Source organism: Fulvimarina thalattae (genome assembly GCF_040239565.1).
Taxonomy (GTDB): Bacteria; Pseudomonadota; Alphaproteobacteria; order Rhizobiales; family Rhizobiaceae; genus Fulvimarina.
The window spans coordinates 139,754-162,921 of sequence record NZ_JBEHWS010000009.1; the positions used below are offsets into that span (position 1 = coordinate 139,754).

Here is a 23,168-nt window from a genome sequence, read left to right on the forward strand (position 1 = left end):
ATGCTTGAACAACTGACGCGGCGCATGCACTCGCAGGGCTACGCCGCGCGGCTGTTCCCCGCGCAATGGGCAGCCCTGCGCTATCTCAACACCGCACCGGAGCATCTGCGGACCGCGATCGATCTCGCGCGCTTCCAGGGGCTCGCCTCCGGCGCCGTCGCTCGAACGGTGCGAACCTTGATCAGCAAGGGTTTCATCGAAAAGCGCGGCACGATCGGTCGGGGGCGCGCAGAACGGCTCGAATTGACCGATCGCGGGCGGACACTCCTGAAGAAGGATCCGATGAAGACGATCGAGGTGGCGCTCGACACCCTCGATGACCGTCAGACGGAGGGTCTCGCGTCCGGCTTGCGTGTTTTGCTTCTCTCTATGGGGGGCGAGGTCACAGACACACAGACGGGTGGGACAGGCGGCGATCAGGCATAACGCCGATCGGACCATCGTGACGATCGAGAAAAAGCTTTACTCAGTAGAGCCTGCCGCCGATCGGCACATCCTTGTCCGGCCGGATCAGCACGACCTCGCCCGCATCGTCCGGCACGCCGAGCACCAGAACTTCCGACATGAACTTGCCGATCTGGCGCGGCGGGAAATTCACAACGGCCATCACTTGCTTGCCTACCAGATCGCCAGGCTCGTAGTGCTTGGTAATCTGCGCAGAAGACTTCTTGACGCCAATCTCATCGCCGAAATCGACCTTCAGCTTGATCGCCGGCTTGCGAGCCTCTGGAAAAGGCTCGGCCTCGACGATCACACCGACGCGGATATCGACCTTGAGAAAGTCGTCGAACGAAATCGTCTCGGTCGTTTCAGCGCTCATTGCAGCCACCCCACATCATGCAGCCAGCGCATAAGGCGTGGCTAATCTTTCGAAAGCTCTATCGCACGGTCGCGGGCAGCTTTCACGGTCTTTTCGATGAGGGGCGGGAGGCCGTTTTCTTCGTTCATCAGGACGGACAATCCTGCTTCCGTCGTACCGTTCGGAGATGTCACGTTCTTGCGAAGCTTGGCCGGCGTCTCGTCCGAGCGGACCATGAGCTCGCCGGCACCAGCCACCGTATGCATCGCAAGACGCATGGCGAGATCGGCCGGAAGTCCAACGGCTTCGCCGGCTTTCGCCATGCATTCGGCGAGATGGAAGACATAGGCCGGGCCGCTGCCGGATACGCCCGTGACGGCGTCGATCAGCTCTTCCGTCTCGACCCATTCCACAGGTCCGGAGGCCGAGAGAAGCTGGTCGGCAGTCTCTTTCTGTTCGGCCGAGACCTTGTCGTTGGCGAAGGCGCCAGTCACGCCACGCCCGATCAGCGACGGCGTATTCGGCATTGCCCGCACGATTGGCCGCTCGCCGACATGCTTTCTCAGAGTATCGACCAGCGTACCGGCCGCGATCGAGACCGCCAGCGTCCGCTCGCCCAAGGCTGGCTCGAGCGCTGGCAGGGCATCCGCCATCATCTGCGGTTTGACGGCGATCAATGCGACGTCCGCGTCGAAGCCCGACGGGACTTCGGTCTCATGCCGAAATCCGTGCTTTTCAATGAGCTTGGCAAGCGCTTCGCCCCGGCTCGGGTCGACGACGAGCAGCGTACTAGGATCGAGGCCGCCATCGAGCCAGCCGCCCATCAGGGCGCAGCCCATATTGCCGCCACCGAGAACGAGAATGCGCTTGCCGTCGAATGCCATGCCGCTCAGGCCTCGCCAACCGTATCGAACATTGCCGCCGCCAGGGCCTCGGACGCCGGCTTATTGGCCCAGATCACATACTGGAACGCCTGATAGAACCGGTCCGACTGATCGACCGCGCTTGCCAGCATCGCCTCGGCCTGGGCGCTCGTCGCCTCGACACCGCCCGCAAGCAGCAGCGAATTGCGGAAAATCACCGCACCCTCGGCATCCCAGTAGCCGAAATGGCCAAGCACCAGTTTCTCGTTGATGAGGGCGATCAAACGCCCGATCTCTTCGCGCCGGTGAGGCGGGACCTTCAGATCGAAAGCGCAGCCGAGATGCAGCGCCTCCAGATTGTCGATCCAGGAAAAGGAGACCGCATAATCGGACCAGACGCCCTGGACCGTCATTGCCAGTTCGTCCTGGCATGAGCGCTCGAACACCCAGTCGCGCGCCGCCGCGACCCATTCGATCGTGTCGACGGGATGAGCTTGTCGAAAGCCCTCGTTCTCAAGAAGATGACTCATGGATTTTCCTCGTGTGCCGCATCTTGCCGCTCCGTTCGGAGTGGCGCGAAGGAGAACCGCCGCCGCCTATGGCGAATCACCTTCGAAGACCAGCATACAGACGCGGAGTCCGGCGCTTAAGTCCCTGTCTTAGTTTTTCACACTTCCGAAACATTTGCTGAAACAAAGACGACTCGCCCGTGAGTCGAAAGGCGAGTCGCGTCAGGGCTTTGCATCTGTCAACGAGCCGTTAAGATTCCTGTGGAGTGCCTGTGGATAACAATCCGGCAGTCTCTCGGCAGAGGCTCGAAAGCTCCGCCTTAGGACGATTGCCCGCCGAGCTTTTCTTCCAGCGCCGCGATGCGGGCCTTCAAGGCTTCGTTCTCCGAACGGGCCTTGATCGCCATTTCCCGAACGGCTTCAAACTCTTCCCGCTGGACAATATCCATCTGGCTCATCAGGCGCTCGCCCTGGGCGCGGAAGAACGTCTCTGCCTCGCGGCGAGCACCCTGAGCTGCTCCGGCGGCATCGGTCATCACGCGTGCGAATTCGTCGAGAATGCGATTGGGGGCCTGATTGCGCATGGTTGCGATCCTTCTTGAATGCCTGAATTCGAATAATCTCGCTCAGCACCTGAGGTAGAGACGCATTGTCCGAGCGGCAATGCCGTTCGGTCCATTCGGTCGCGATAATGCAATGAAAGGGTCCTAAAGCCGCACGCGGCGAGCGGGCACCGCACGAACGCTTCGCCTTGACCCGGCCAAACTGCCTCGCCAAACCGACCCCCAATCGAATCACGCGGGGCCTGACGGGTCCTCGCGAAAGACAGGCCTGCCCGATGATCCCCTTCACCACCTTCGGCGTTCTCGCCTATCCGCAGATCGATCCGGTGTTTCTGGACCTAGGCTTTCTGCAGCTGCGCTGGTACGGCCTTGCCTATGTGGTCGGGATTTTGTGCGGCTGGCTCTATGGTCGGCACATCGCAGGCAATCCCACACTCTGGCCCGACCGCGTCTCACCGCTGACGAAGACCGAGGCCGACGATTTCGTCCTCTACATCACCCTTGGCATCGTTCTCGGTGGGCGCTTCGGGTCGGTCTTCTTTTACGATTTCGAGCGCTACCTGGCTGATCCCCTTGCCGTTTTCCGGGTCTGGGAGGGAGGCATGGCCTTTCATGGCGGGCTCATCGGCGTCGTCATCGCCATCTTCATCTTCTGCCGCGTCCATAAGGTGCCGCTCTGGTCGATGCTCGACATCGCGGCAGCCTGCGTCCCCTTCGGCCTGTTCTTCGGACGGATCGCCAACTTCATCAATGGCGAGCTCTGGGGTGCGCCGACGACCGTGCCCTGGGCGATGGTCTTTCCCGACGCAGGCCCAGAACCGCGCCATCCGAGCCAGCTCTACGAGGCCGCTCTTGAAGGCATTCTCCTCTTCATCGTCCTGCGTATCGCGACCCACCATTTCGGCATGTTCAAACGGCCGCGCTTCGTGGGCGGTCTCTTCCTCGTCACCTATGCCTGCTCGCGCATCTTCGTGGAATTCTTCCGAATGCCGGATATTCAGCTCGGCTACTTCTACGGTGGGTGGCTGACGATGGGCATGATGCTGTCGATCCCGATGCTGCTCATCGGCATCTGGGGTATGGCCTTCTCGAAATATCATTCGCACGCGACAGACCCGCGCATCACAGCCAAGCGAGCGAAGGCCGAAGAGGACGTGAAGGCGGCTTGACCTCCGTCCTTTCCGAAAAGATCGCACGGGAGATCAGCGAGCGCGGACCGGTGACGGTCGAGCGCTTCTGGGAGATCGCGCTCTTCGATCGCAGACATGGCTACTATTCCGCGCACGAACCGTTCGGGCGCTCGGGGGATTTCACGACCGCGCCCGAAATCAGCCAGATGTTCGGCGAGCTGATCGGCGCCTGGTGCGCGAGCGCCTGGGCCGGGCTCGGACGCCCCTCCCCCTTCATGCTCGCTGAAATCGGCCCCGGACGCGGCACGCTGATGGCCGACATCCTGCGCACGCTCCGCCGGACCGCACCCGATTGCCTCGCCGCATCCCGCATCCGGCTTGTCGAAACCAGCGAGCGCCTTGCCGCACTTCAGGCAAGCCGTCTCGAAGGGTTCGATCTTCCGATCAAGCGCGTCCGGCAAATCCGAGAGCTCGAAGCCATGCCGACGATCATCGTCGCGAACGAACTCTTCGATGCTGTTCCAATCCGGCAGGCGGTGCTTCAGGAAGGCCGCTGGCACGAGCGGGTGATTGGCCTTGAGAGCATGGGTGGCTTCGCTTTCGGCGCCGGCAAACCCCTCGATCGCCTCCCGGCCTGGCTCTCGGCCATCGGTACCCGAAGCTTCGCTGACGGTACCGTGGCAGAGTTCTCTCCGGCGCGCGAAGCCCTGGCCGTGGAACTCGGCAAAAGACTACACGGAAACGGCGGCGCCGGCCTCTTCATCGATTACGGCCATACCCGATCCGCCGTCGGGGATAGCTTTCAGGCCGTTGCCGCACACAGATACGTCCCGGTTCTCGACAATCCCGGCGAAGCAGACCTCACCAGCCATGTCGACTTCGCAAGCCTTGCCAATCGTTTCAACGAAGCCGGTCTCAAGCTCTCACCTCCCCAGACACAAGGCAATTTCCTGCTTTCCATGGGCCTTCTCGAGCGAGCCGGCCACCTCGGAGCGCCTCTCGATGAAGCGGGACGAAACCAGATTCGCGCAGATGTTCAAAGGCTTGCAGGAAATGGCCCGCAGGATATGGGCGATCTTTTCAAGGTGCTCGCCGTTTCCTCCGCTCCGTTAGACCTTCCGCCATTCTCTACGGGATAGGGCCAGTTCGGGCTCACACAGCGTTGTGCCCATCGGCAGAAAAATATACTCGAGCGTCTTCTTCACCCGCATCAAACGGCTGAAAATTATCACGCGGCGTCATGACAAATGCGCTGACCGCTATCTTACCCGGATCAGATTCGCAGCAACGAGCACCTCGGTCGCCCGGCAATAAGTCGACGTCCCCGATCGACCGGGTCAGGACGGCATCGCTGCGTTCGTCTATCTCTCTGCACAATTATAGGCTCGCTGCGAGCGCCATAGATTTGAGGCGAGCTCTATCATCAATTTTAAAAGTTTAAATTGATCGGTCAGATAGTATTATCAAATTCTTTTCCCCCTAAACCAGCGACATCATCGCGAGTTATTGTCGCATCTCGTTATTCCGTTATTAAACGCGACAAGATTTTGCCGTCGGGGAAGTAAAATATTCATTCTTTTCAACAAGACTTACGATACTTCGGAGCGCAAGGCACCGCGCGACGTGGCGATCGTGCGGTGATCGTCCGGAGAAATTATTCAGAGGGGGAAGTACATGATCAAGGGTAAGACCATGCTCGGCGCCATCTGCGCGCTGGCATTCGCAACGACAGCCTTCGCCGCAGGCCCGCACGAAGCGCCGGTTCTCGAAATCGTCAACGGCAAGCTGAAGGCTGCTCTCACCGACGCCGTCCTGATCGATGCGATCAAGGCCCAGAACGCAAGCACCGCTTCGTTTTCGCAGGATGAAATCGACGCGATGGATCAGAAATGGCGCGCCGAAGTCGATGCCGGCGGCGGTGAGCTGATGGACAAGACGCTTCAGTCGGCTGCGTCCAAATATCTGCAGCAGGTTCGCGACGGCGAACAAGGTCTCATCACGGAAGTCTTCGTGATGGATGCGCGCGGCCTCAATGTCGGTCAAAGCGATCCGACGTCGGATTACTGGCAGGGCGACGAAGCCAAGTGGCAGCAGACGTTCGGCGCGGGCGCCGATGCCGTCTTCGTGGATGAGATCGAGCAGGACGAGTCCACCCAGATGCTGCAGTCGCAGGCGAGCTTCACGATTGTCGATCCGGAAACCGGTGAAGCGATCGGCGCGGCAACGGTGGGCATCAATCTGGATATGCTCGAAATCTGAGCGGTCGCTCGAACGAAACGACTAGCCAGTTCGTCGCGTAGGGCTTCGGGCCGTTGCGCGACGCATCAGGCTGGAAATGCGGGCGGCCATCCTGGCCCACCTTGCGGCAGTTGGTCACTCTCGAGCCGGAGCGAACAACAGGTTCGGTAGTGGTCCATTCGCTTACGTTCCAAGGTTCTTTCTGGACCAATCCGCCTCGACCTTCCTGAAGCACGAGCCGCAAGTGCCGGCTCGATCCGCGCCATCAAACGACAGGCCTTCGTCCCATGTCCGCTTCGTCACACTCTACAGCCCGCACACGCTCACTCAGCTGGAAAGCCGCAATCGTTACGGCTGTCCCGGTGCTTGTCGGCATCGCGGCACTGGTCGCGCTCGAACTTCAAGGGATGAAATCGAGCCTGTTCGATCAGGCGGAAGGATCGACCAAGATCGTTGTCAGCCAGATGGCCGAGCAGATGGCCGGCGGCGTGAAATGGGCCAAGGCCGAAGTCGTCGAAAAGGTCTATGCGGATCTCGCCCAGGACCCGACCACCGGCCTTTCTGATGTGCTCGTCCTTGATCGCGAAGGTAATGCGCTCACGACATTCTCCAGCGAGACTCTTCCAAGCCTCGGAGACCTCGGCGCCTTTGCCGAAAATGTCGATGGCCTCGAGACTGAATGGAAGTCGAACCACTTCATCGCCGCAACGCCCATCGGAGAGACGGAAAAACCCGTCGGCACACTCGTCACCAGCTGGGAGGTTTCACATCTTCAGGCAACCGCGAATGAAAAGATCGTGCGCGGTTCGCTTTTCGGAGTCGTGATCGCCGCCTTCATCGTCGCGATCGTTGTCTTTTTCCTGAAGCGTAGTGTCACCGGGCCGATACGTGAGACGACGCAAGTCATGTCCGCGCTCGCAGCCGGCGACAGGGACGTCAATATTCCCCATCTCGGGCGGCGCGACGAAATCGGCGCGATGGCGGCGGCAGTCGAAACCTTCAAGGCGCAGGCCGTCGAGCGAGACAGGCTGGCGAGCGAAGCTGATGCCGCCCGCGCGAGCCAGGAAGAAGCCAAGCAGCGCCAGAGCGCGCTCGACAACGCAAAAGCAGAGGATCTGCGCACCTTCGTCGGCAGCGTGGAGGTCGGTTTCGATCGTCTCTCCGCCGGCGACCTGACGGTTCGCATGAACGAGGAAATCGCGCCGGAATTCGAGCCGATCCGCGCCAAGTTCAATGCCTCAGTGGAAGCGCTGGAAGGTGTCGTCGCCAGTGTCGTGCGGGGCACGGGCTCGATCAGGACCGGTTTGTCCGAAATCAGCACCGCCTCCCTCGACCTGTCTCAACGCACCGAACAGCAGGCGGCGAGCATCGAAGAAACCGTGGCAGCGCTCTCTGATGTCAGCCGCGGCGTCAACGAAACCGCAGAGGGTGCCCAGCGGGCCCAGACCGTCGCAGGCGCTGCACGGGAAAAGGCCGAGGAAGGTGGCGCCATCGTTCGCGATGCGATCGGCGCGATGAGCGACATCGAGCGCTCCTCCAACGAGATCAACGCCATCATCTCGGTCATCGACGAGATGGCCTTCCAGACGAATCTCCTGGCGTTGAACGCAGGCGTGGAAGCCGCCCGCGCGGGCGAGGCCGGAAGGGGATTCGCGGTCGTCGCTCAGGAGGTTCGCGCGCTTGCCCAGCGTTCAACGGAAGCGGCCAAGTCGATCAAGGAGCTGATCAACACGTCGAGCGGACAGGTCGAAAACGGTGTGTCGCTGGTCACGCGCTCCGGGCAATCGCTGGACGAGATCGTTCAGGAAGTCGCCACCATGGCCGAAGTCATCGCCTCCATCGCATCGAGTGCGAACGAGCAGGCAATTCGCCTACGCGAAGTCTCGGGCGCGGCCGAACAGATGGACAAGTTTACCCAACAGAACGCGGCCATGGTCGAAGAGGCGACGGCCGCCGCCAAGACGCTTTCCGACGAGACCGAGGACCTCGCCGACCTCGTCAGCCGCTTCCGCACGGAAGGCACGGCATCCGCAGCCCCGATGAGGCAGACCACTACGGCAAAAGCAAAGCCACGTGTTGCCAGTGCTGCGCCGACTTTGGTTACAGCAGACACGTCAGCGCAGCTTCCCGAAACCAGCAATAATTCCGTCCACGCGATGCAGCGAGAACTGTCGAAGCGGACCGCCAGCCCTCAACGCGGCTCTTCGGCAAGAGCCGGAGCCCAGAGCGCTTCAGCCGCCGCCTTCGATGAAAGCGACTGGGAAGAATTCTGATCCGCTTCTCTGCACAGGACGTAACTCGAGAGACGAAAATTCCTCCGCCGGTTGGGCGATCCCCAGCCGGCGCAATCGGCGCTTTCGGGCGAAGATCGCAGCGTACCGCTGTCCAAAAGCGCCGGCACGAAACCACTTCCTCTTTCAAGCTTATCCGCTAGCTTGGGCGGCATGGAACAGATGCCGGAAAACTTGAGCGACCTCGACGCCGCAGAGACGCCCGAAGCCGCGTCTGGACAAAGCTTCGAGGACGCCGGCGCTGCGGTGGCCGAACTCTGCCGCCTCTACGAGCGCGCCATTCATTTCCTGTCCGATCGCTTCGAGGCGATCATAGACAGCGGCGCGGCGTCTGGCCGGATCCGTGCCTTCTATCCTCAGGTCTCGATCACCACGACCAGCTATGCGAAGATCGACTCCCGGCTCTCGTTCGGTCATGTCAGCTATCCGGGCCGCTACACGACAACGATCACGCGACCGGATCTTTTCAAGAACTATCTGACCGAACAGATCGGCCTTCTGATCCAGAACCATGGCGTCCCGGTCGTGATCGGCGATTCGAGAACCCCGATCCCGTTGCATTTCGCCGTACCGGACGGCTCCTATGTGGAGGCGAAAAAGGTCGAGCGGCTGGGCGGCCCCTTGCGCGATATCTTCGATGTTCCCGATCTGGCGGCAACCGACGACCGGATCGTCAACGGCAATTATTCGCCGCCCTTCGGCGAGGGTCGCCCGCTCGCACCCTTTACCGGCCAACGAATCGACTATTCGCTCCACCGGCTTCAGCACTATACGGCGACAAAGCCGGAGCACTTTCAGAACTTCGTGCTCTTCACGAACTACCAGTTCTACATCGACGAGTTCTGCATCATCGCGCGGCAGATGATGGCCGATGGCGGGAAGGGCTATCAGTCCTTCGTCGAGCCAGGAAACGTTGTGACCCATGCCGGGCAGATCGAGCCGACGAGCGGCGAGGCGCCGGCCCGGTTGCCGCAGATGCCGGCCTACCATCTCATCCGAGAGGACGGCAGCGGCATCACGATGGTCAATATCGGCGTCGGCCCCTCGAACGCCAAGACGATTACGGACCATGTCGCCGTGCTGAGGCCCCATGCCTGGCTGATGCTCGGCCATTGCGCCGGCCTTCGAATGAGCCAGGAGCTCGGCGATTATGTGCTCGCTCACGCCTATGTCCGCGAAGACCATGTGCTGGACGCCGACCTGCCGATATGGGTGCCGATTCCCGCCCTCGCTGAAGTACAGGTCGCGCTCGAAGAAGCGGTCGGCGAGGTGACAGGGCTTTCCGGTTACGAGTTGAAGCGCGTCATGCGGACCGGCACCGTCGCCACCATTGATAACCGCAACTGGGAGCTTCGGGACCACCGCGAACCGATCGAGCGGCTCTCACAGTCGCGCGCAATCGCGCTCGATATGGAATCGGCGACGATCGCCGCAAACGGCTTTCGGTTTCGCGTGCCCTACGGCACACTCCTCTGCGTGTCGGACAAGCCGCTGCACGGCGAGCTGAAGCTGCCCGGCATGGCGACGGATTTCTACCGGCGTCAGGTATCCCAGCATCTGAAGATCGGCATGCGGGCGCTCCAGCTGATGAGCGAACTGCCGCCCGAGCGCATCCATTCCCGTAAGCTGCGGTCCTTCACCGAGACGGCATTTCAGTGAATGATGCCCAATAAGACTGCTTCGGCTGGCGGCAAGGATCGAGTTAGCCTGAGATCGCTCGCCCAGCTTGCCGTTTTGGCGGCGACACTTGGCGTTCTTGCAGCGCTGGTCGCGGGCTACTTCGGGCGGTATTTCCAGCCGTTCGACTCGCTTTCACATTTCAGAGCGCATCTCATAGTCACAGCGATAGCGGGTATGGCCGCGATGTATCTGACAAAAGTCAGGATCGCACCCGCAATTCTGTTTTTCCTGCTCGTCTGCGCATTGATACCGCTCTTTTTGACTGCGCCATTTTACGGCTATGGCGCCAGTAACGACACAGTTCGATCGGCAGACCGCCCGACGGCTTCTCTTTTGCAAATGAATCTGCGGTACGATGCGGAGGCCGCGCCTGCGGTTAAACTCATTCGATCAGTCGGAGCAGATATCGTCACGCTCCAGGAAGCAAAGGAGCGATGGGTCGACGCACTCTCTGCAGTCGAGGACATCTATCCCTATCGTGTGCTCTGCGGGGTGGAGAAGCCGCTCGGCGGAAACGTGATCCTGTCGAAATTTCAGATCATCGAGAATGATACTGCCTGCATCGATCGGCTTGGTCTTGTTGCCACCCGCATCGAGCTTGCCGAGAACCAATCGCTTACCGTCGCCTCGCAGCACCTCGTCTGGCCTTGGCCGTATCAACAATGGCCCCAGATCAAAGCGCTGTCGCCCATTCTGTCGGAACTTCAGGCACCGCTGATTATAGGCGGGGATTTCAACGCAGCGCCCTGGAGCGCGGCATTGGACGTCTATGCCGATGCGACGAATACCCACCCCGTCAAGAGAATTGGCGCGAGTTTCGCACCCTACGCTCTACCGGTCTCGTGGAAATCGTTCATCGGTTTGCCGATCGACAATATCTTCGTCTCCGACGAGATCGAGATTCTCTCGACAGGAACCATAGAGCCGACAGCCTCCGACCACCTGCCGGTGCTGACGCGCTTCGCCCTACGGCAATAGGACAAAAAGCGTATTCAGATCAAAAATTTAGCACTTTTTGATGCGACTATTTGTTGGGCATTCGACGGGTGTGACCTAATGTCTTGAAGCAGAAGAGGATTTTCCGATGCTTCAGACACTCCGTCAGCCCGTCTTCATCGCTTCCGCTGTCATCATCGTCACGCTTGTGATCCTCGGCGCGAGCTTTCCCGATCTCTTCAAGGCGAACGCTCAAGGCGCGCTCGATTGGACCGTCCGAAGTTTCGGCTGGTTCTACCTGATCTCGGTCTTCGGCTTCGTCCTGATCCTGTTCTATCTTGCCCTGTCGAAATACGGCTCGATCAAGCTCGGCCCGCCTGACAGCCAGCCGGAATTCACCTTCTTTTCCTGGGTTGCCATGCTGCTCGCGGCCGGCTTCGGCGTCGGCCTCGTCTTCTACGGCATGGCCGAACCCATGAAGCACTTCGTTACGCCGCCTTATGGCCTTGCCGAATCCCGCTCGACGGCCGCGGCCGAACTCGCCATCCAGTACAGCTTCTTCGACTGGGGCGTTCACCAGTGGTCGACCTTCGCCATCGTCGGCCTCATCATCGGCTACCATCAGTTCCGCCGGAACGAACCGGGTCTCGTCTCGACGGTCCTCAAGGAACCGGTGTCGAAGCTGCCGGGTGCAAAGCGTATCGGCAATGCGGTCGACGTCTTTGCCGTCGTCGCGACCGTCATGGGAGTCGCCACCTCTGTCGGTCTCGGCGTCCTCCAGATGAACGGCGGCCTCGAAATCCTCTATGGCATTCCGAAGAACACCTTCGTCGAATTCTCCATTCTCGCCGTGCTCGCCGCCTGTTACCTCCTCTCGGTCTCGTCCGGCCTCGACAAAGGCATCAAGATTCTCTCCAACATCAATCTGGCGCTCGCAGGCTTGTTGATGCTGTTTGTCTTCATCGTCGGGCCAACGCGGGTGATAGCCGAAACCATTGTCGCCGGCTTCGGCGACTATCTGCAGAACTTCTTCGTCATGAGTCTCAAGGCGACGCCGTTCGACGGTTCGACCTGGGCGAACGACTGGACGATCTTCTATTGGGCATGGGTAATCGCGTGGTCGCCCTTCGTCGGCACCTTCGTCGCCCGTATCTCCTACGGCCGCACGATCCGCGAATACGTCCTCGGTGTTCTCATCATGCCGCCGCTTCTCGCCATCCTGTGGATCGGCGTCTTCGGCGGCGCGGCACTTCATCTGGAGCTTACCCAGAATGCCGGGCTCGCCGATGCCGTCGACAACAACATAACCTCGGCCCTGTTCGAACTGTTCAAGCTCCTGCCACTGACGCAGATATTCTCGCTGCTCAGCATCCTGCTGATCATGATCTTCCTGATCACTTCGGCGGACTCGGCCTCCTACATTCTCGCCCAGATGACCCATAACGGCGAGGCGGACACGCCGCTCTTCAAGCGCCTCACCTGGGGCGTCCTGCTCGCCGCAATTACGCTGACGCTGATCGCGAGCGGCGGCCTCGAGGGCTTGCAGGCGGCCGCCATCCTCGCCGCATTGCCCTTCACCTTCATCATCTACGCGATGGTCTTCGTGCTCTTCCGCGAGCTTGACCGGGACCGTATGAAGATATTGAGGGAGCTTCAGGACCTTCATGGAGCGCCTGTGGCGGCGAACCAGCACGAAGCACGCAAAATGTCGGATGCCCCGGGCGAATAGCGGTTGCGGTGACCGCGCCTTCGCCAAGGCGAACGGAATATGCCGCATCGAAGCCGTCTGCTTGGCCTTGAGCGATCCATAGCGAGGGCATAATGACGCGTGCGAGTATCGCGCTTGCCGGTAGTCAAGTCGCGGCTTACGGTCCGCGCCATGTCATTTGACGTTCCGCCAAAGCTGCCATCGACGACGAGTCCGCCCAGACTTCAGGGCTATCAAACGGGTACCGGCTGCAGGTTATCTGCATGCGCGTGATGATCCTCGGCGGCTACGGCGTCTTCGGTGGCCGGCTGGCTCATCTCCTTGCGGACCGAGCGGACCTCGAACTGTTGGTCTGCGGGCGAAGCCGCGAAAAGGCCGAGCGATTTTCCGCCGCCTTCCCGGGACCCGCCAAGGTCGCGCCGATCGCGATCGATCGCAGTAATCTGGCCAACCGTCTTTCCGAGCTCGCGCCAGACCTTGTCGTCGACGCATCCGGTCCATTCCAGAATTACGGCAAGAATGCCTATTCTGTCGTCGAGGCGTGCATCACCAACCGGATCGACTATTGCGATTTCGCCGACGGTGCCGACTTCGTCTTCGGCGTCTCCCAATACGATGAAGCTGCCCGTGCAGCGGGGGTCTTCGTGCTCTCCGGCGTCAGCAGCTTTCCGGTGCTAACCGCCGCCGTTGTCCGCGAACTCGCGAGGGAAATGGATCAGGTTCGTACGATCCGGGCTGGTATCGCCCCCTCGCCCCATGCAGGCATCGGCCTCAACGTGATGCGCGCCGTTACGGGCTATGCCGGCAGCCCCGTAAAACTGACGCGCGGCGGCAGGCTCGCTACGGGTCTCGGCCTTGCCGAATCAATCCACCATACGATTGCGCCGCCCGGCCGCCTGCCTCTGCGAAATATCCGCTTCTCGCTGGTCGACGTGCCTGATCTTCAGGTCGTTCCGCCGGACTATCCGGGTTTGGAGGAGATATGGATCGGCGCCGGGCCGGTGCCGGAGATCCTGCACCGCATGCTCAATCTTCTGGCGAAAGCGCGCGCCCGGCTAAACCTTCCATCGATCCTGCCGTTAGCGCCCCTCTTCTACCGCGTGCTCAACCTGATGAAATTTGGCGAGCATCGGGGCGGCATGTTCGTGGAAGTAACCGGAACGCGGGATAGGAGCGATGTGCTCCGATCCTGGCACATGCTGGCCGAGGGCGACGACGGACCGCTGATACCGTCAATGGCCGCAGAAGCGATTATACGTGGTTGCCTCGAAGCCAAGCGGCCCGAGACAGGCGCGCGTCCCGCAACCCATGCGCTGGAACTCTCCGATTACGACGCACTCTTCGCCAAACGGACGATCGTCACCGGCTTTCGCGGCCCGGTCGAGACGAACGCACCGCTCTATCGGCGAATTCTCGGCTCGGCGTTCGACGATCTCTCGAAAGAAATCAGACGCTTCCACGATGCAAAGACACCCCAGCTCTGGAGCGGCCGCGCCATCGTCGAACGGGGTCGCAACCCACTGGCGCGGTTTATCGGCAAGGTGATCGGCCTGCCACCTGCCGGCAACCAGGTACCTGTCTCCGTCACCGTCGAGCAATTGCCCGACGGGGGCGAGCGTTGGGAGCGGTGCTTTGGTGAAAAGCGCTTCGTCAGCTGGCAGCGCCCGGGTATAGGGCGCGATATCCATCTCCTGCGCGAGCGTTTCGGCCCGATCGACGTGGCTGTCGCGCTTGTCGTCGAGGATGGCCGGCTCAACTATCTGCCGCGCCGCTGGTCGTTTTTCAAAGTGCCGATGCCGCGCGCGCTGCGGCCTGCCGACGGTACTTTCGAGACCGTGGCTGACGGCCGGTTTCGTTTCGATGTCACAATGCGTGCGCCGATTGTCGGACTGATCGGCGCATATCGCGGCTGGCTCGAGCCGGACGCACCGACCGACCTCGTGATATCAGGCATTTCGCGTGATGTAGAAAATCAGCCCTACCACCGCGAACCAAGCCACCATGCCACCGATAATCGCGATCTTGTAGTCGAAGCGCGAGACCAGATACCAGGCCACTAGGAGGAAGGTGAAATAGGCCGGGATCGTCTTCATCCCCGCGAGAGCTGTCGTTCGAAAGCCGGCCGGATCGCCTTTTGCACCGACCGCGATGAGCGCGATGATGGCGAAGGTCGGCGCGAGCGGCAGGATGCCCGGCAGGACATCCCCCTTCTTCGAGGCAATGACGATCAGCGCGGTCAGAATACCGCCGACGATCCCCTTCCAGACGAACTCGTAGACCATCGCCGCTCGAGCCTCAGAGCTCCTCGGCCTTCTTGCGCAGCACGAATTTCTGGATCTTGCCGGTGGAGGTCTTCGGCAATTCGTCGAAGATCACGGTCTTGGGCGCCTTGAAGCGGGCCATGTTCTCCTTGCAGTATTCAATGACCTCGTCCTCGGTCATCGTTTCGCCCTGCCGCAGCACGACGAAGGCGCAAGGCGTCTCGCCCCATTTCTCATCGGGCCGCGCGACGACGGCTGCTTCGGCGATCTTGTCGTGCTTGTAAAGGACGCCCTCGATTTCGATCGAGGAGATGTTCTCGCCGCCCGAGATGATGATGTCCTTCGAGCGATCCTTGATCTCGATGTAATTGTCTTCGTGCATGACGGCGAGATCGCCCGAGGCGAACCAGCCGTTGCGCAAGGACTTCCTGTTGGCCTCCGGGTTCTTCAGATAGCCCTTCATCACGTTGTTGCCGGAGAAGAAGATTTCGCCGATCGTCTCGCCGTCCTTCGGTACCGGCTCCATCGTATCGGGATCGGCCACCATGATGTCGTCGAGCACGGTATAGCGCACTCCCTGCCGCGCCTTCATGGCTGCGCGTTCGTCGTCCGGCAGCTTGTCCCATTCTGACTTCCAGGCACAGACGACGGCAGGTCCGTAGGTCTCGGTCAGGCCATAGGCATGGGTCACCGAAATGCCCATGGCCTCGACCCGCTTGATGACCGCAGCCGGCGGCGGCGCGGCGGCGGTCATCGCGTAGATCGGCGACGGCAGATCCTTCTTCAATTCGTCCGGCGCACTCGCCAGCGTGTTGAGGACGATCGGCGCGCCGCAGAAATGGGTCACCTTTTCCTGCCGGATGAGATCGAGAATCGGCTTTTCACGCACGGCCCTGAGGCAGACGGCGGTGCCGCCGAGCGCGGCCAGCGTCCAGCAATAGCACCAGCCATTGCAGTGGAACATCGGCAGGGTCCACAGATAGACCGGGTGCAGCTGCATCCCCCAGTCATGGGCGTTCGACAGCGCATTCAGATAGGCGCCGCGATGGTGGTAGACGACGCCCTTCGGATCGCCCGTGGTGCCTGAGGTGTAATTGAGGCTGATCGCCGACCATTCATCGTCCGGCTTCCAGTAATCGGCGTCCGCATCTCCTTCGGCGAGAAGCTCGTCATAGGTCATGGAGCCGATCGGGCCGTTGCCGCCCTCATACATCTCGTCCGGCACATCGACTATCAACACATCGCGACCCGCCTTCTCGACCGCGCCCTTGGCGACGTCGGCGAATTCCGGGTCGACCATGAAGATGTCGGCCTCGGCATGGTTGAGAATGAAGCCGACAGTCGCCGCATCGAGCCGTGTATTGATCGTGTTGAAAACGCCGCCCGTCATGGGCACCGCGAAGTGCAGCTCAAACATTTCCGGCGTGTTGGCGAGTATCACCGAAACCGTCTTGCCCGGCCCGATGCCGCGCTTCTTCAAGGCGTTCGCCATCTTCTTCACGCGGGTGAAGGTCTCGCCCCAAGTCCGGCGAATATTGCCGTGCACGACCGCCGTGTAGTTCGGATAGACCGACGCCGCGCGCTCGATGAAGGCGATCGGCGACAGCTGAACGTAGTTTGCGCCGGTCTTCGGAAGATCGGTCTCATAGATATTGGCGGTCATGCGGTTTCAGTTTCCTCCCGGCCGTCTCTTTCGCGAGCGCTTCTTCAGAGCATATCGCGGATATCGGTCTTGCGCAGCTTGCCCGTCGCGGTGTGGGGCAGCTCTTCGACCACGCGCACGTCGTCTGGAATGCACCACTTGGCGACCTTGCCCTCGTAGAAAGCCTGCATATCCGCGCTCGACGGGTGATCGCCTCCGTTCTTCAGGACGATGAAGAGGACCGGTCGCTCGCCCCATTTCTCGTCGCTCTTTGCGACGACAGCCGCCTCTTTAACGGCCGGATGGCCGGTCGCGACGTTCTCGAGTTCGATCGAGGAAATCCACTCACCGCCCGACTTGATGACGTCCTTGGTGCGGTCGACGATCTGCACGTAGCCATCCGCATCCATGGTGACGACATCGCCGGTCTCGAACCAGCCATCATCGCGGAAAGACGAACTTTCGGAGTCCGCGCCAAAATAGCGCTCGGCCACCCATGGCCCGCGCACGAGAAGCGCGCCGTACTCCTTGCCGTCCCGCGCAACTTCCTTGCCATCGGCATTCTCGACCCGGAACTCCATGCCGAAAAGCGGCCGGCCTTGCTTGGAATTGAGTTCGAGGAGCGCTTCATCCGAAAGGTCGCGATGTTTTGGCTTCAGCGCGCTCGCAAGGCCGACCGGGCTCGTCTCGGTCATGCCCCAGGCGTGGCGCACCGAGACGCCGAGCTTGTTCATCCGCTCGATCAGCGGTGAGGGCATCGCCGAACCGCCGACGGCAACCCGATCGAGGGTTTTGAACGTCGCGCCCTGTTCTTCCATATGTGCCGTCAGGCCCATCCAGACTGTCGGCACGCCTGCCGACATCGTCACGCCCTCCTCGTCGAACAGTTTTTGGAGGCTCGCGCCGTCGAGATTGGCGCCCGGCATGACCATCTTGGCGCCCATCATCGGACAGGCATAGGGAAGTCCCCAGGCGTTGACGTGAAACATCGGCACGACGAGGCAGGCGCAATCCGTACCCGCAAGGCCGATCCCATCGACCCAGCTGATTGCCATGGCATGAAGCACCGACGAGCGGTGCGAATAGAGAACGCCCTTCGGATTGCCCGTGGTGCCGGACGTATAGCAGAGGCTGCACGCCGTATTCTCGTCCAGCAGCGGCCAGTCGTAGGTCTCAGGCTTCCCGGCGATCAGGTCCTCATAGGCAATGAGGTCCGAGAGAACATCCGAAGTCGGCAGCTCACTCTTGTCGCCGAGGACGACGATTGTCGCGCCGCTCGGAATCTTGTCGGCGAGCTTCTCCAGGAGCGGCACGAACATCGGCTCGACGAAGACCATCCGATCCTCGGCGTGGTTCAGGATGAAGGCAACCTGTTCGGGAAAGAGCCGCGGATTGATCGTATGGCAGACTTTGCCGGAGCCACCGACACCGAAATAGAGTTCCAGATGCCGATTGGAGTTCCAGGCGAGCGTCGCGATCCGGTCGCCCTCGACCATTCCCCGTTCGTCCAGGGCATGAGCAAGCTGGGCCGAGCGCTTCGCCACCTCGCCATACGTCTTCCGGTCGATCACGCCGCCCGGCCCAGCCGAAACGATCTCGGTATCCGTATGGTATTTCGCGGCATGGTCGAGAATGCTCGAAACCAGCAGCGGCACGTCCATCATCAAGGCCTGCACGGGCGCCTCCTCTCAAAGACTTTTGCGGGCAGGCTAGCACGGATTTTTCAGATTCGCGCGGCCCGACGAAGTTTGGTCATTGGCCAGGGAAAATGCTGAAGCCGAACTCCGGGACTACAAATTCATCGGCGGTGTCGTGATGCTGGTGAGGATGGCCGTGGCGAGAAAGATGAGCCCGACGATCCCGCCTTCGACAAGGACGGACCGGCGAAACGCCGATACGGAGCCCGGCGCGCCCGTCCTGATCGCCGGAACGAGGCGCAGTTTGTTAAGGGCAGCGAACCCCAGAAGCAGCGCGACGAACGCGATCTTTGCGAGCAGCGTCAGACCATAAGCCGTAGCCGTCAGTGCCGCCAGCGACCCGACGGAAATCCAGGCGAATGTGAGCCCCGCCAGAATCAGTACGAGCACGGTCCCGCCGGCGATCCTCCCGAAGCGTTCGAGGATGGCGGGCCCCTCGTCGACATCACCGCTCGCGAGCGACAGTGGATAGAGGGCGCCCACCCAGAATGCCCCGGTGAGCAGATGGAGTGTCAGGAGCGTGGCGAGGATAGCGCGTTCATCACCGAGACTGTGACCGACTTCCGTGAAAGCGATCGCGATCAGCGTCGCGCCGATCACCGAGGCCGTCTGCGGAATTGGACCGCGTACGAGGACTGCGAGCGCAAGGAGGAAGCCAAGCGCCTGGACGAACACCGCCGTTCCGAGTGGGCTTTCCCACACGATCAGAACCATCACCGGATCGGTCATCCCGTCGACGCCCATGCCTGATATGCGGGCAGCGCGCAGGCCGATCCTCAGGACGAGCAGCACGAGACCCGCGACCGCCGCCGCCGCGGTCGCCCGCCGGAGCGCCGAACGAGCGCGAGGGGGAAGTTCGGGGAAGGCCGCCGCAAAGAGGACGCCTCCCATGGAAAGGAATGCTGCAGCATAAGAGAGAGCCTTCGCCACGATGGCCGAGACCACAAAGCCGTCGATCGGTGCGAGACCCTCGAATAAAACCACGAGAACCCGTTTATTCGGAAATGGTAAAGCTGAATTCACCCTGCATCGGATGACCATCCTGCGAAAGACCGCGCCACTCCACCAGATAGTCACCCGGTGCGAGCGCGGATTCGGGCATGGCTTGGTATTGGCTCACCATGTCCGTTCCTTGCTCGCTGTCGGTGGCCAGCGTCTCGCCGCTCTTCGAAAGCGTAAATGCCGTGACCCGCATCGGCTTGTCGAATTCCATCGAGATCGTCTCGAGGGACGCGACGGTCTCACCATCCGCAGGCATCGTCTCACTTTTCGAATGGGCCAGCACCGCTGATGCCGATACAAGCAGAAAAAGCGTGCTTGCGGATATGATTGACTTCATTGGACCCTCCTGTTGGGATCTACGCAATCACAGCTCCGTGATAAAAGCAACGCGGTGAAAAGCCTCCCAGCCCTTTCCCTTGGTCGGAGCAAAGGGCCTGCGCGTGCGGCGAGGCACATTACGCCCCAACGATCTTACCGCCATTCGGATGCAGAACCTGGCCGGTCATGAAGGACGAGTCCTCGCATGCCAGGAACAGCACCGAGGGCGCGATCTCGTTCGGCTGCCCCGCCCGTCCCATTGGAGAGCCGGCCCCGAAGTCTTCAACCATGTCGGCCGGCATCGACATCGGAATGAACGGCGTCCAGACAGGGCCGGGAGCGACGCCGTTGACCCGGATCTTCCTGTCGACGAGGTTCGACGCCATCGAACGCGTGAGAGCCGTAATCGCACCCTTCGTTGAGGAATAAGCGATCAGTGTATCGTTGCCCTTGTAGCTGTTCACTGAAGTCACGTTGACGATGGTCGAGCCCTCTTTGAGGTGATCGAGGCTGGCCTGCATCATGTAGACATAGCCATAGACGTTCGTCTCGAAGTGTTTTGCGAGCGACTCCTGCGAAAGCTCCTGAAAGTTTTCGTCGACGGCCTGATGGGCAGCATTGTTGACGAGGATATCGAGCTTTCCGAAACGCTCGACCGTTTGGGAGACCGCTCGCATGCAGAAACTTTTCTCGCGTACGTCGCCCTTAACAAGCAGGCATTCGCTGCCCTCTTCCTCAACCGCGGCTTTCGTGGTCTCGGCGTCCTTTTCCTCGTCGAGATAGACGATGGCTATCTTTGCTCCCTCGCGGGCGAGAAGCACGGCGCTCGCGCGGCCGATGCCGCTATCGCCACCGGTCACGATGGCGACCTTGTCCTTCGCGCGCTCGGAACTTTTATAGCGCGGCATGTAGTCGGGAGCCGGGTTCATCGCAGCTTCGGAGCCGGGCGTGCGATCTTGGTGCTGCGCTGGGATTTCGCTGGCCATGGTTCGTCCTTCGATGTTCCTGACAGCGCTTTCGCGCCTCAACTCCGAAGACAAACACGTCAGGCGCGACCCCGTTGCGGACGATCGATCCGTTTTTAAAGTCGCGTCTGAACGCTTTCGCTGCCGCCCCTCCGACGCATCACATCTCCTGATAGACCGGCCCTTCGCCACCCTGCGGCGGCACCCAGTTGATGTTCTGGTTCGGGTCCTTGATGTCGCAGGTCTTGCAATGGACGCAGTTCTGGCCGTTGATGACGAAGGTCTCCTCGCCGCCCTCGGTGTTCCACTCGTAGACGCCAGCCGGGCAGTAGCGCTGGGACGGGCCCGCATAGACCTTCAGCTCGGACGAATGCTGGAGTTCGGGGTCCTTCACCTGAAGATGGACCGGCTGGTCTTCCTCGTGATTGGTATTCGAGAGATAGACAGAGGAAGCCTTGTCGAACGTCAGCTTTCCGTCGGGCTTGGGATAGGCGATCGGCTTGAATTTCTCCGCCGGCTCCAGGCATTCGTGGTCGGGCTTGCCGTGCGACTTCGTACCGAACAGCGAGAAGCCGAAGAGCGAATTCGTCCACATGTCGATGCCGCCCAGCATGATGCCAAGCGCCGTGCCATATTGCGACCAGAGCGGCTTGACGTTGCGCACGGGCTTGAGATCGCGCCCGATCGCCGAAGACCGCCATTCGCGCTCGTAATCCTCCAAGCGATCGTTCGCGCGGCCGGCCGCGATCGCCTCGGCGGCTTTCTCCGCCGCCAGCATCCCCGACCACATGGCGTTATGCGCGCCCTTGATGCGCGGCACGTTCACGAAGCCCGCCGAGCAGCCGATCAGCGCACCGCCCGGAAAATCGAGCCGGGGTACGGATTGCCAGCCGCCCTCGGTGATGGCGCGGGCACCGTAGGCGATGCGTGTTCCGCCTTCCAACAGCTCGGCGACGTCGGGATGGGTCTTGAAGCGCTGGAACTCCTCGAAGGGCGAAAGATAGGGATTCTTGTAATTGAGATGGGTGACGAAGCCGACGTAAACGCGGTTGTCACCAAAATGGTAGAGGAAGGAGCCGCCGCCAGTTCCGCCTTCGAGCGGCCAGCCGAACGAATGCTGCACCCGGCCCGGATGCGACTTTTCCGGGGCGACCTCCCACATCTCCTTGATGCCGAGACCGAATTTCTGTGGCTCGCGGTTGGTGTCGAGGCCATATTGGGCAATCGCCTGCTTTGCGAGAGAACCGCGCACGCCCTCGCCGAGGAAGACATATTTGCCGAGAAGCGCCATGCCGCGCTGGTATTGCGAGCCTTGCTCGCCCTCGCGCGTGATGCCCATGTCGCCCGTCGCAACACCGACGACCCGGTTCTCTTCGTTGAGCAGGAGTTCGCTGACAGCAAATCCCGGATAGATCTCGACGCCAAGCGCCTCGGCCTTTTCCGCCATCCACTGACAGACGAGGCCAAGTGAGACGACGTAGTTGCCGTGATTGTTCATCAGCTTCGGCATCAGGGCGTTCGGCAGGCGAACCGAGCCTTGGGGCCCATAATAATAGAAGCGGTCTTCGGTCACCTCTTGGGTGATCGGCGTCTCTTCCTGGCGCCATTCCGGCAGCAGGGCATCGAGCGCCGATGGATCGAGGACGTTGCCTGAGAGGATATGCGAGCCCACCTCGGCGGACTTTTCGAGGACGACCACCGCCAGATCCTCGTCAATCTGCTTCAGTCGGATCGCCGCTGCGAGACCGGCTGGTCCCGCGCCGACGATAACGACATCGAACTCCATCGATTCGCGCGGTTCGGTCTCGGTTGTCATGGACATGGGCAGAAGATCGCTTTCGAAGTCGGTGCCAGAGATGGCTGGCGGCGGAACGCTTTGGAGTGGTTCTAACGGCTTCGCCCGAAGCGTCAAACGAACAGAGATTAGAGCTCTAACTTGCTTCACCCATTCGCCGGGTTCAGAAGACGAGATCGACCACAGCTTGGAAGCGATGCGCGTTCGTGACCTATCTCTATCTTCTCATCGCGATCATTTGCGAAATCGTCGGCACGACAGCCCTGAAGACAACCGACGGATTCACGCGGCTCGCACCTTCGATCGTCACGGTCATCGCCTATGCGCTGGCCTTCTACTTCCTGTCCCTGTCGCTGCGGTCGCTGCCTGTCGGCATCGTCTATGCGATCTGGTCAGGCACCGGGATCGTGCTCCTGGCGCTCATCGACCTCTTCTGGTTTCGTTCCTCGATCGATTTTGCGGGGTTCGCGGGCCTTGCACTCATTCTTGCCGGCGTCCTCGTTATCAACCTGTTCTCCCAAACCGTCGGCCACTGACCGGCCATCCGCCGGTGCGTGATCGATCCTGAGGAGCGAGGGTTCTCGGCATTACTTCGCCAAATGCATCCGGCCTGTCTTCGTGACTTCTTCGACGCAGGTGGCGGTATATTCGTAAGCACCCGCCGGGTACCGCCTTGTTGGGTCTGATCTGACGTAAGAGACAGTGAGTATGGATAGTCATACTCACAGTCACGAAGTTTCCCGACTTTCGGTGGTGGAGACGGGTCGTCGT

The 23,168-nt window shown here is 61.0% G+C and carries 21 protein-coding genes; 10 read left to right on the top strand and 11 right to left on the bottom strand.

Translation table 11 applies throughout. The features are described from left to right. Positions 1–426 carry a MarR family winged helix-turn-helix transcriptional regulator gene (locus ABRA89_RS13145; protein ID WP_349941948.1) on the top strand — a complete coding sequence of 142 codons (426 nt, stop codon included), beginning with the start codon at positions 1–3 and terminating at the stop codon, positions 424–426. A gap of 40 nt (positions 427–466) precedes the next feature. Here ABRA89_RS13145 and ABRA89_RS13150 read toward each other — a convergent pair whose 3' ends face one another. The 4 genes from ABRA89_RS13150 to ABRA89_RS13165 form a co-directional block, all read right to left on the bottom strand. Next, positions 467–820 carry a tRNA-binding protein gene (locus ABRA89_RS13150; protein WP_349941949.1) on the bottom strand — a complete coding sequence of 118 codons (354 nt, stop codon included), beginning with the start codon at positions 818–820 and terminating at the stop codon, positions 467–469. Between the two features lie 41 nt (positions 821–861). Continuing rightward, positions 862–1,683, bottom strand: a complete 822-nt coding sequence (gene proC, locus ABRA89_RS13155; RefSeq protein ID WP_349941950.1) for a pyrroline-5-carboxylate reductase — start codon at positions 1,681–1,683, stop codon at positions 862–864. Between the two features lie 5 nt (positions 1,684–1,688). Next, positions 1,689–2,192: a type III secretion system chaperone family protein gene (locus ABRA89_RS13160; RefSeq protein WP_349941951.1), complete on the bottom strand. Its 504-nt coding sequence runs from the start codon at positions 2,190–2,192 to the stop codon at positions 1,689–1,691. Between the two features lie 299 nt (positions 2,193–2,491). Next, entirely contained in the window at positions 2,492–2,755 is a 264-nt protein-coding gene (locus ABRA89_RS13165) for an accessory factor UbiK family protein (protein WP_349941952.1), read from the bottom strand. Between the two features lie 254 nt (positions 2,756–3,009). On the opposite strand from ABRA89_RS13165, the gene lgt reads away from it, so the two are divergent. The 8 genes from lgt to ABRA89_RS13205 all read left to right on the top strand — a co-directional run bounded on the left by lgt (position 3,010) and on the right by ABRA89_RS13205 (position 14,777). Next, entirely contained in the window at positions 3,010–3,903 is an 894-nt protein-coding gene (lgt, locus tag ABRA89_RS13170) for a prolipoprotein diacylglyceryl transferase (protein WP_349941953.1), read from the top strand. After that, a complete protein-coding gene (locus tag ABRA89_RS13175; protein WP_349941954.1) occupies positions 3,900–5,003 on the top strand; it encodes a class I SAM-dependent methyltransferase in 1,104 nt (367 codons plus the stop codon). The genes lgt and ABRA89_RS13175 overlap by 4 nt, the downstream gene beginning before the upstream one ends. A 535-nt stretch (positions 5,004–5,538) precedes the next feature. Beyond that, complete coding sequence (locus ABRA89_RS13180; RefSeq protein WP_349941955.1) at positions 5,539–6,123, top strand: hypothetical protein; 585 nt, start codon at positions 5,539–5,541, stop codon at positions 6,121–6,123. Positions 6,124–6,389: 266 nt separating this feature from the next. Then, a complete protein-coding gene (locus tag ABRA89_RS13185; RefSeq protein WP_349941956.1) occupies positions 6,390–8,375 on the top strand; it encodes a methyl-accepting chemotaxis protein in 1,986 nt (661 codons plus the stop codon). A gap of 180 nt (positions 8,376–8,555) precedes the next feature. After that, on the top strand, positions 8,556–10,052 hold the full coding sequence (locus ABRA89_RS13190; RefSeq protein ID WP_463671294.1) for an AMP nucleosidase: 1,497 nt from the start codon (positions 8,556–8,558) through the stop codon (positions 10,050–10,052). A gap of 195 nt (positions 10,053–10,247) precedes the next feature. Further along, positions 10,248–11,051: an endonuclease/exonuclease/phosphatase family protein gene (locus tag ABRA89_RS13195; protein ID WP_349941958.1), complete on the top strand. Its 804-nt coding sequence runs from the start codon at positions 10,248–10,250 to the stop codon at positions 11,049–11,051. 106 nt (positions 11,052–11,157) lie between these two features. Continuing rightward, positions 11,158–12,738, top strand: a complete 1,581-nt coding sequence (locus ABRA89_RS13200) for a BCCT family transporter (protein ID WP_349941959.1) — start codon at positions 11,158–11,160, stop codon at positions 12,736–12,738. Positions 12,739–12,980: 242 nt separating this feature from the next. Beyond that, the gene (locus ABRA89_RS13205; RefSeq protein WP_349941960.1) at positions 12,981–14,777 is read left to right on the top strand and encodes a DUF4166 domain-containing protein; all 1,797 of its coding nucleotides are present in this window, start codon (positions 12,981–12,983) and stop codon (positions 14,775–14,777) included. Here the strand turns inward: ABRA89_RS13205 and ABRA89_RS13210 are convergent. From ABRA89_RS13210 to ABRA89_RS13240, 7 genes are all read right to left on the bottom strand, one after another. Continuing rightward, positions 14,664–14,999: a GlpM family protein gene (locus ABRA89_RS13210; RefSeq protein ID WP_349941961.1), complete on the bottom strand. Its 336-nt coding sequence runs from the start codon at positions 14,997–14,999 to the stop codon at positions 14,664–14,666. The genes ABRA89_RS13205 and ABRA89_RS13210 overlap by 114 nt on opposite strands. A gap of 13 nt (positions 15,000–15,012) precedes the next feature. Next, a complete protein-coding gene (locus ABRA89_RS13215) occupies positions 15,013–16,641 on the bottom strand; it encodes an acyl-CoA synthetase (RefSeq protein ID WP_349941962.1) in 1,629 nt (542 codons plus the stop codon). 44 nt (positions 16,642–16,685) lie between these two features. Beyond that, positions 16,686–18,284 carry a long-chain fatty acid--CoA ligase gene (locus tag ABRA89_RS13220; RefSeq protein ID WP_463671297.1) on the bottom strand — a complete coding sequence of 533 codons (1,599 nt, stop codon included), beginning with the start codon at positions 18,282–18,284 and terminating at the stop codon, positions 16,686–16,688. Positions 18,285–18,410: 126 nt separating this feature from the next. Next, positions 18,411–19,301, bottom strand: coding sequence for a copper resistance D family protein (locus ABRA89_RS13225; protein WP_349941964.1), 891 nt, complete (start codon positions 19,299–19,301; stop codon positions 18,411–18,413). 10 nt (positions 19,302–19,311) lie between these two features. Continuing rightward, positions 19,312–19,656 (bottom strand): copper resistance CopC family protein, encoded by a 345-nt coding sequence (locus ABRA89_RS13230; protein ID WP_349941965.1) that lies wholly within the window; start codon positions 19,654–19,656, stop codon positions 19,312–19,314. 118 nt (positions 19,657–19,774) lie between these two features. Then, a complete protein-coding gene (locus ABRA89_RS13235) occupies positions 19,775–20,623 on the bottom strand; it encodes an SDR family oxidoreductase (protein ID WP_349941966.1) in 849 nt (282 codons plus the stop codon). Positions 20,624–20,762: 139 nt separating this feature from the next. Beyond that, complete coding sequence (locus tag ABRA89_RS13240; RefSeq protein WP_349941967.1) at positions 20,763–22,424, bottom strand: electron transfer flavoprotein-ubiquinone oxidoreductase; 1,662 nt, start codon at positions 22,422–22,424, stop codon at positions 20,763–20,765. Positions 22,425–22,603: 179 nt separating this feature from the next. Between ABRA89_RS13240 and ABRA89_RS13245 the strand changes: the two genes are divergently transcribed. Further along, the gene (locus ABRA89_RS13245; RefSeq protein ID WP_349941968.1) at positions 22,604–22,933 is read left to right on the top strand and encodes a DMT family transporter; all 330 of its coding nucleotides are present in this window, start codon (positions 22,604–22,606) and stop codon (positions 22,931–22,933) included. The last annotated feature ends 235 nt before the right edge of the window (positions 22,934–23,168 follow it).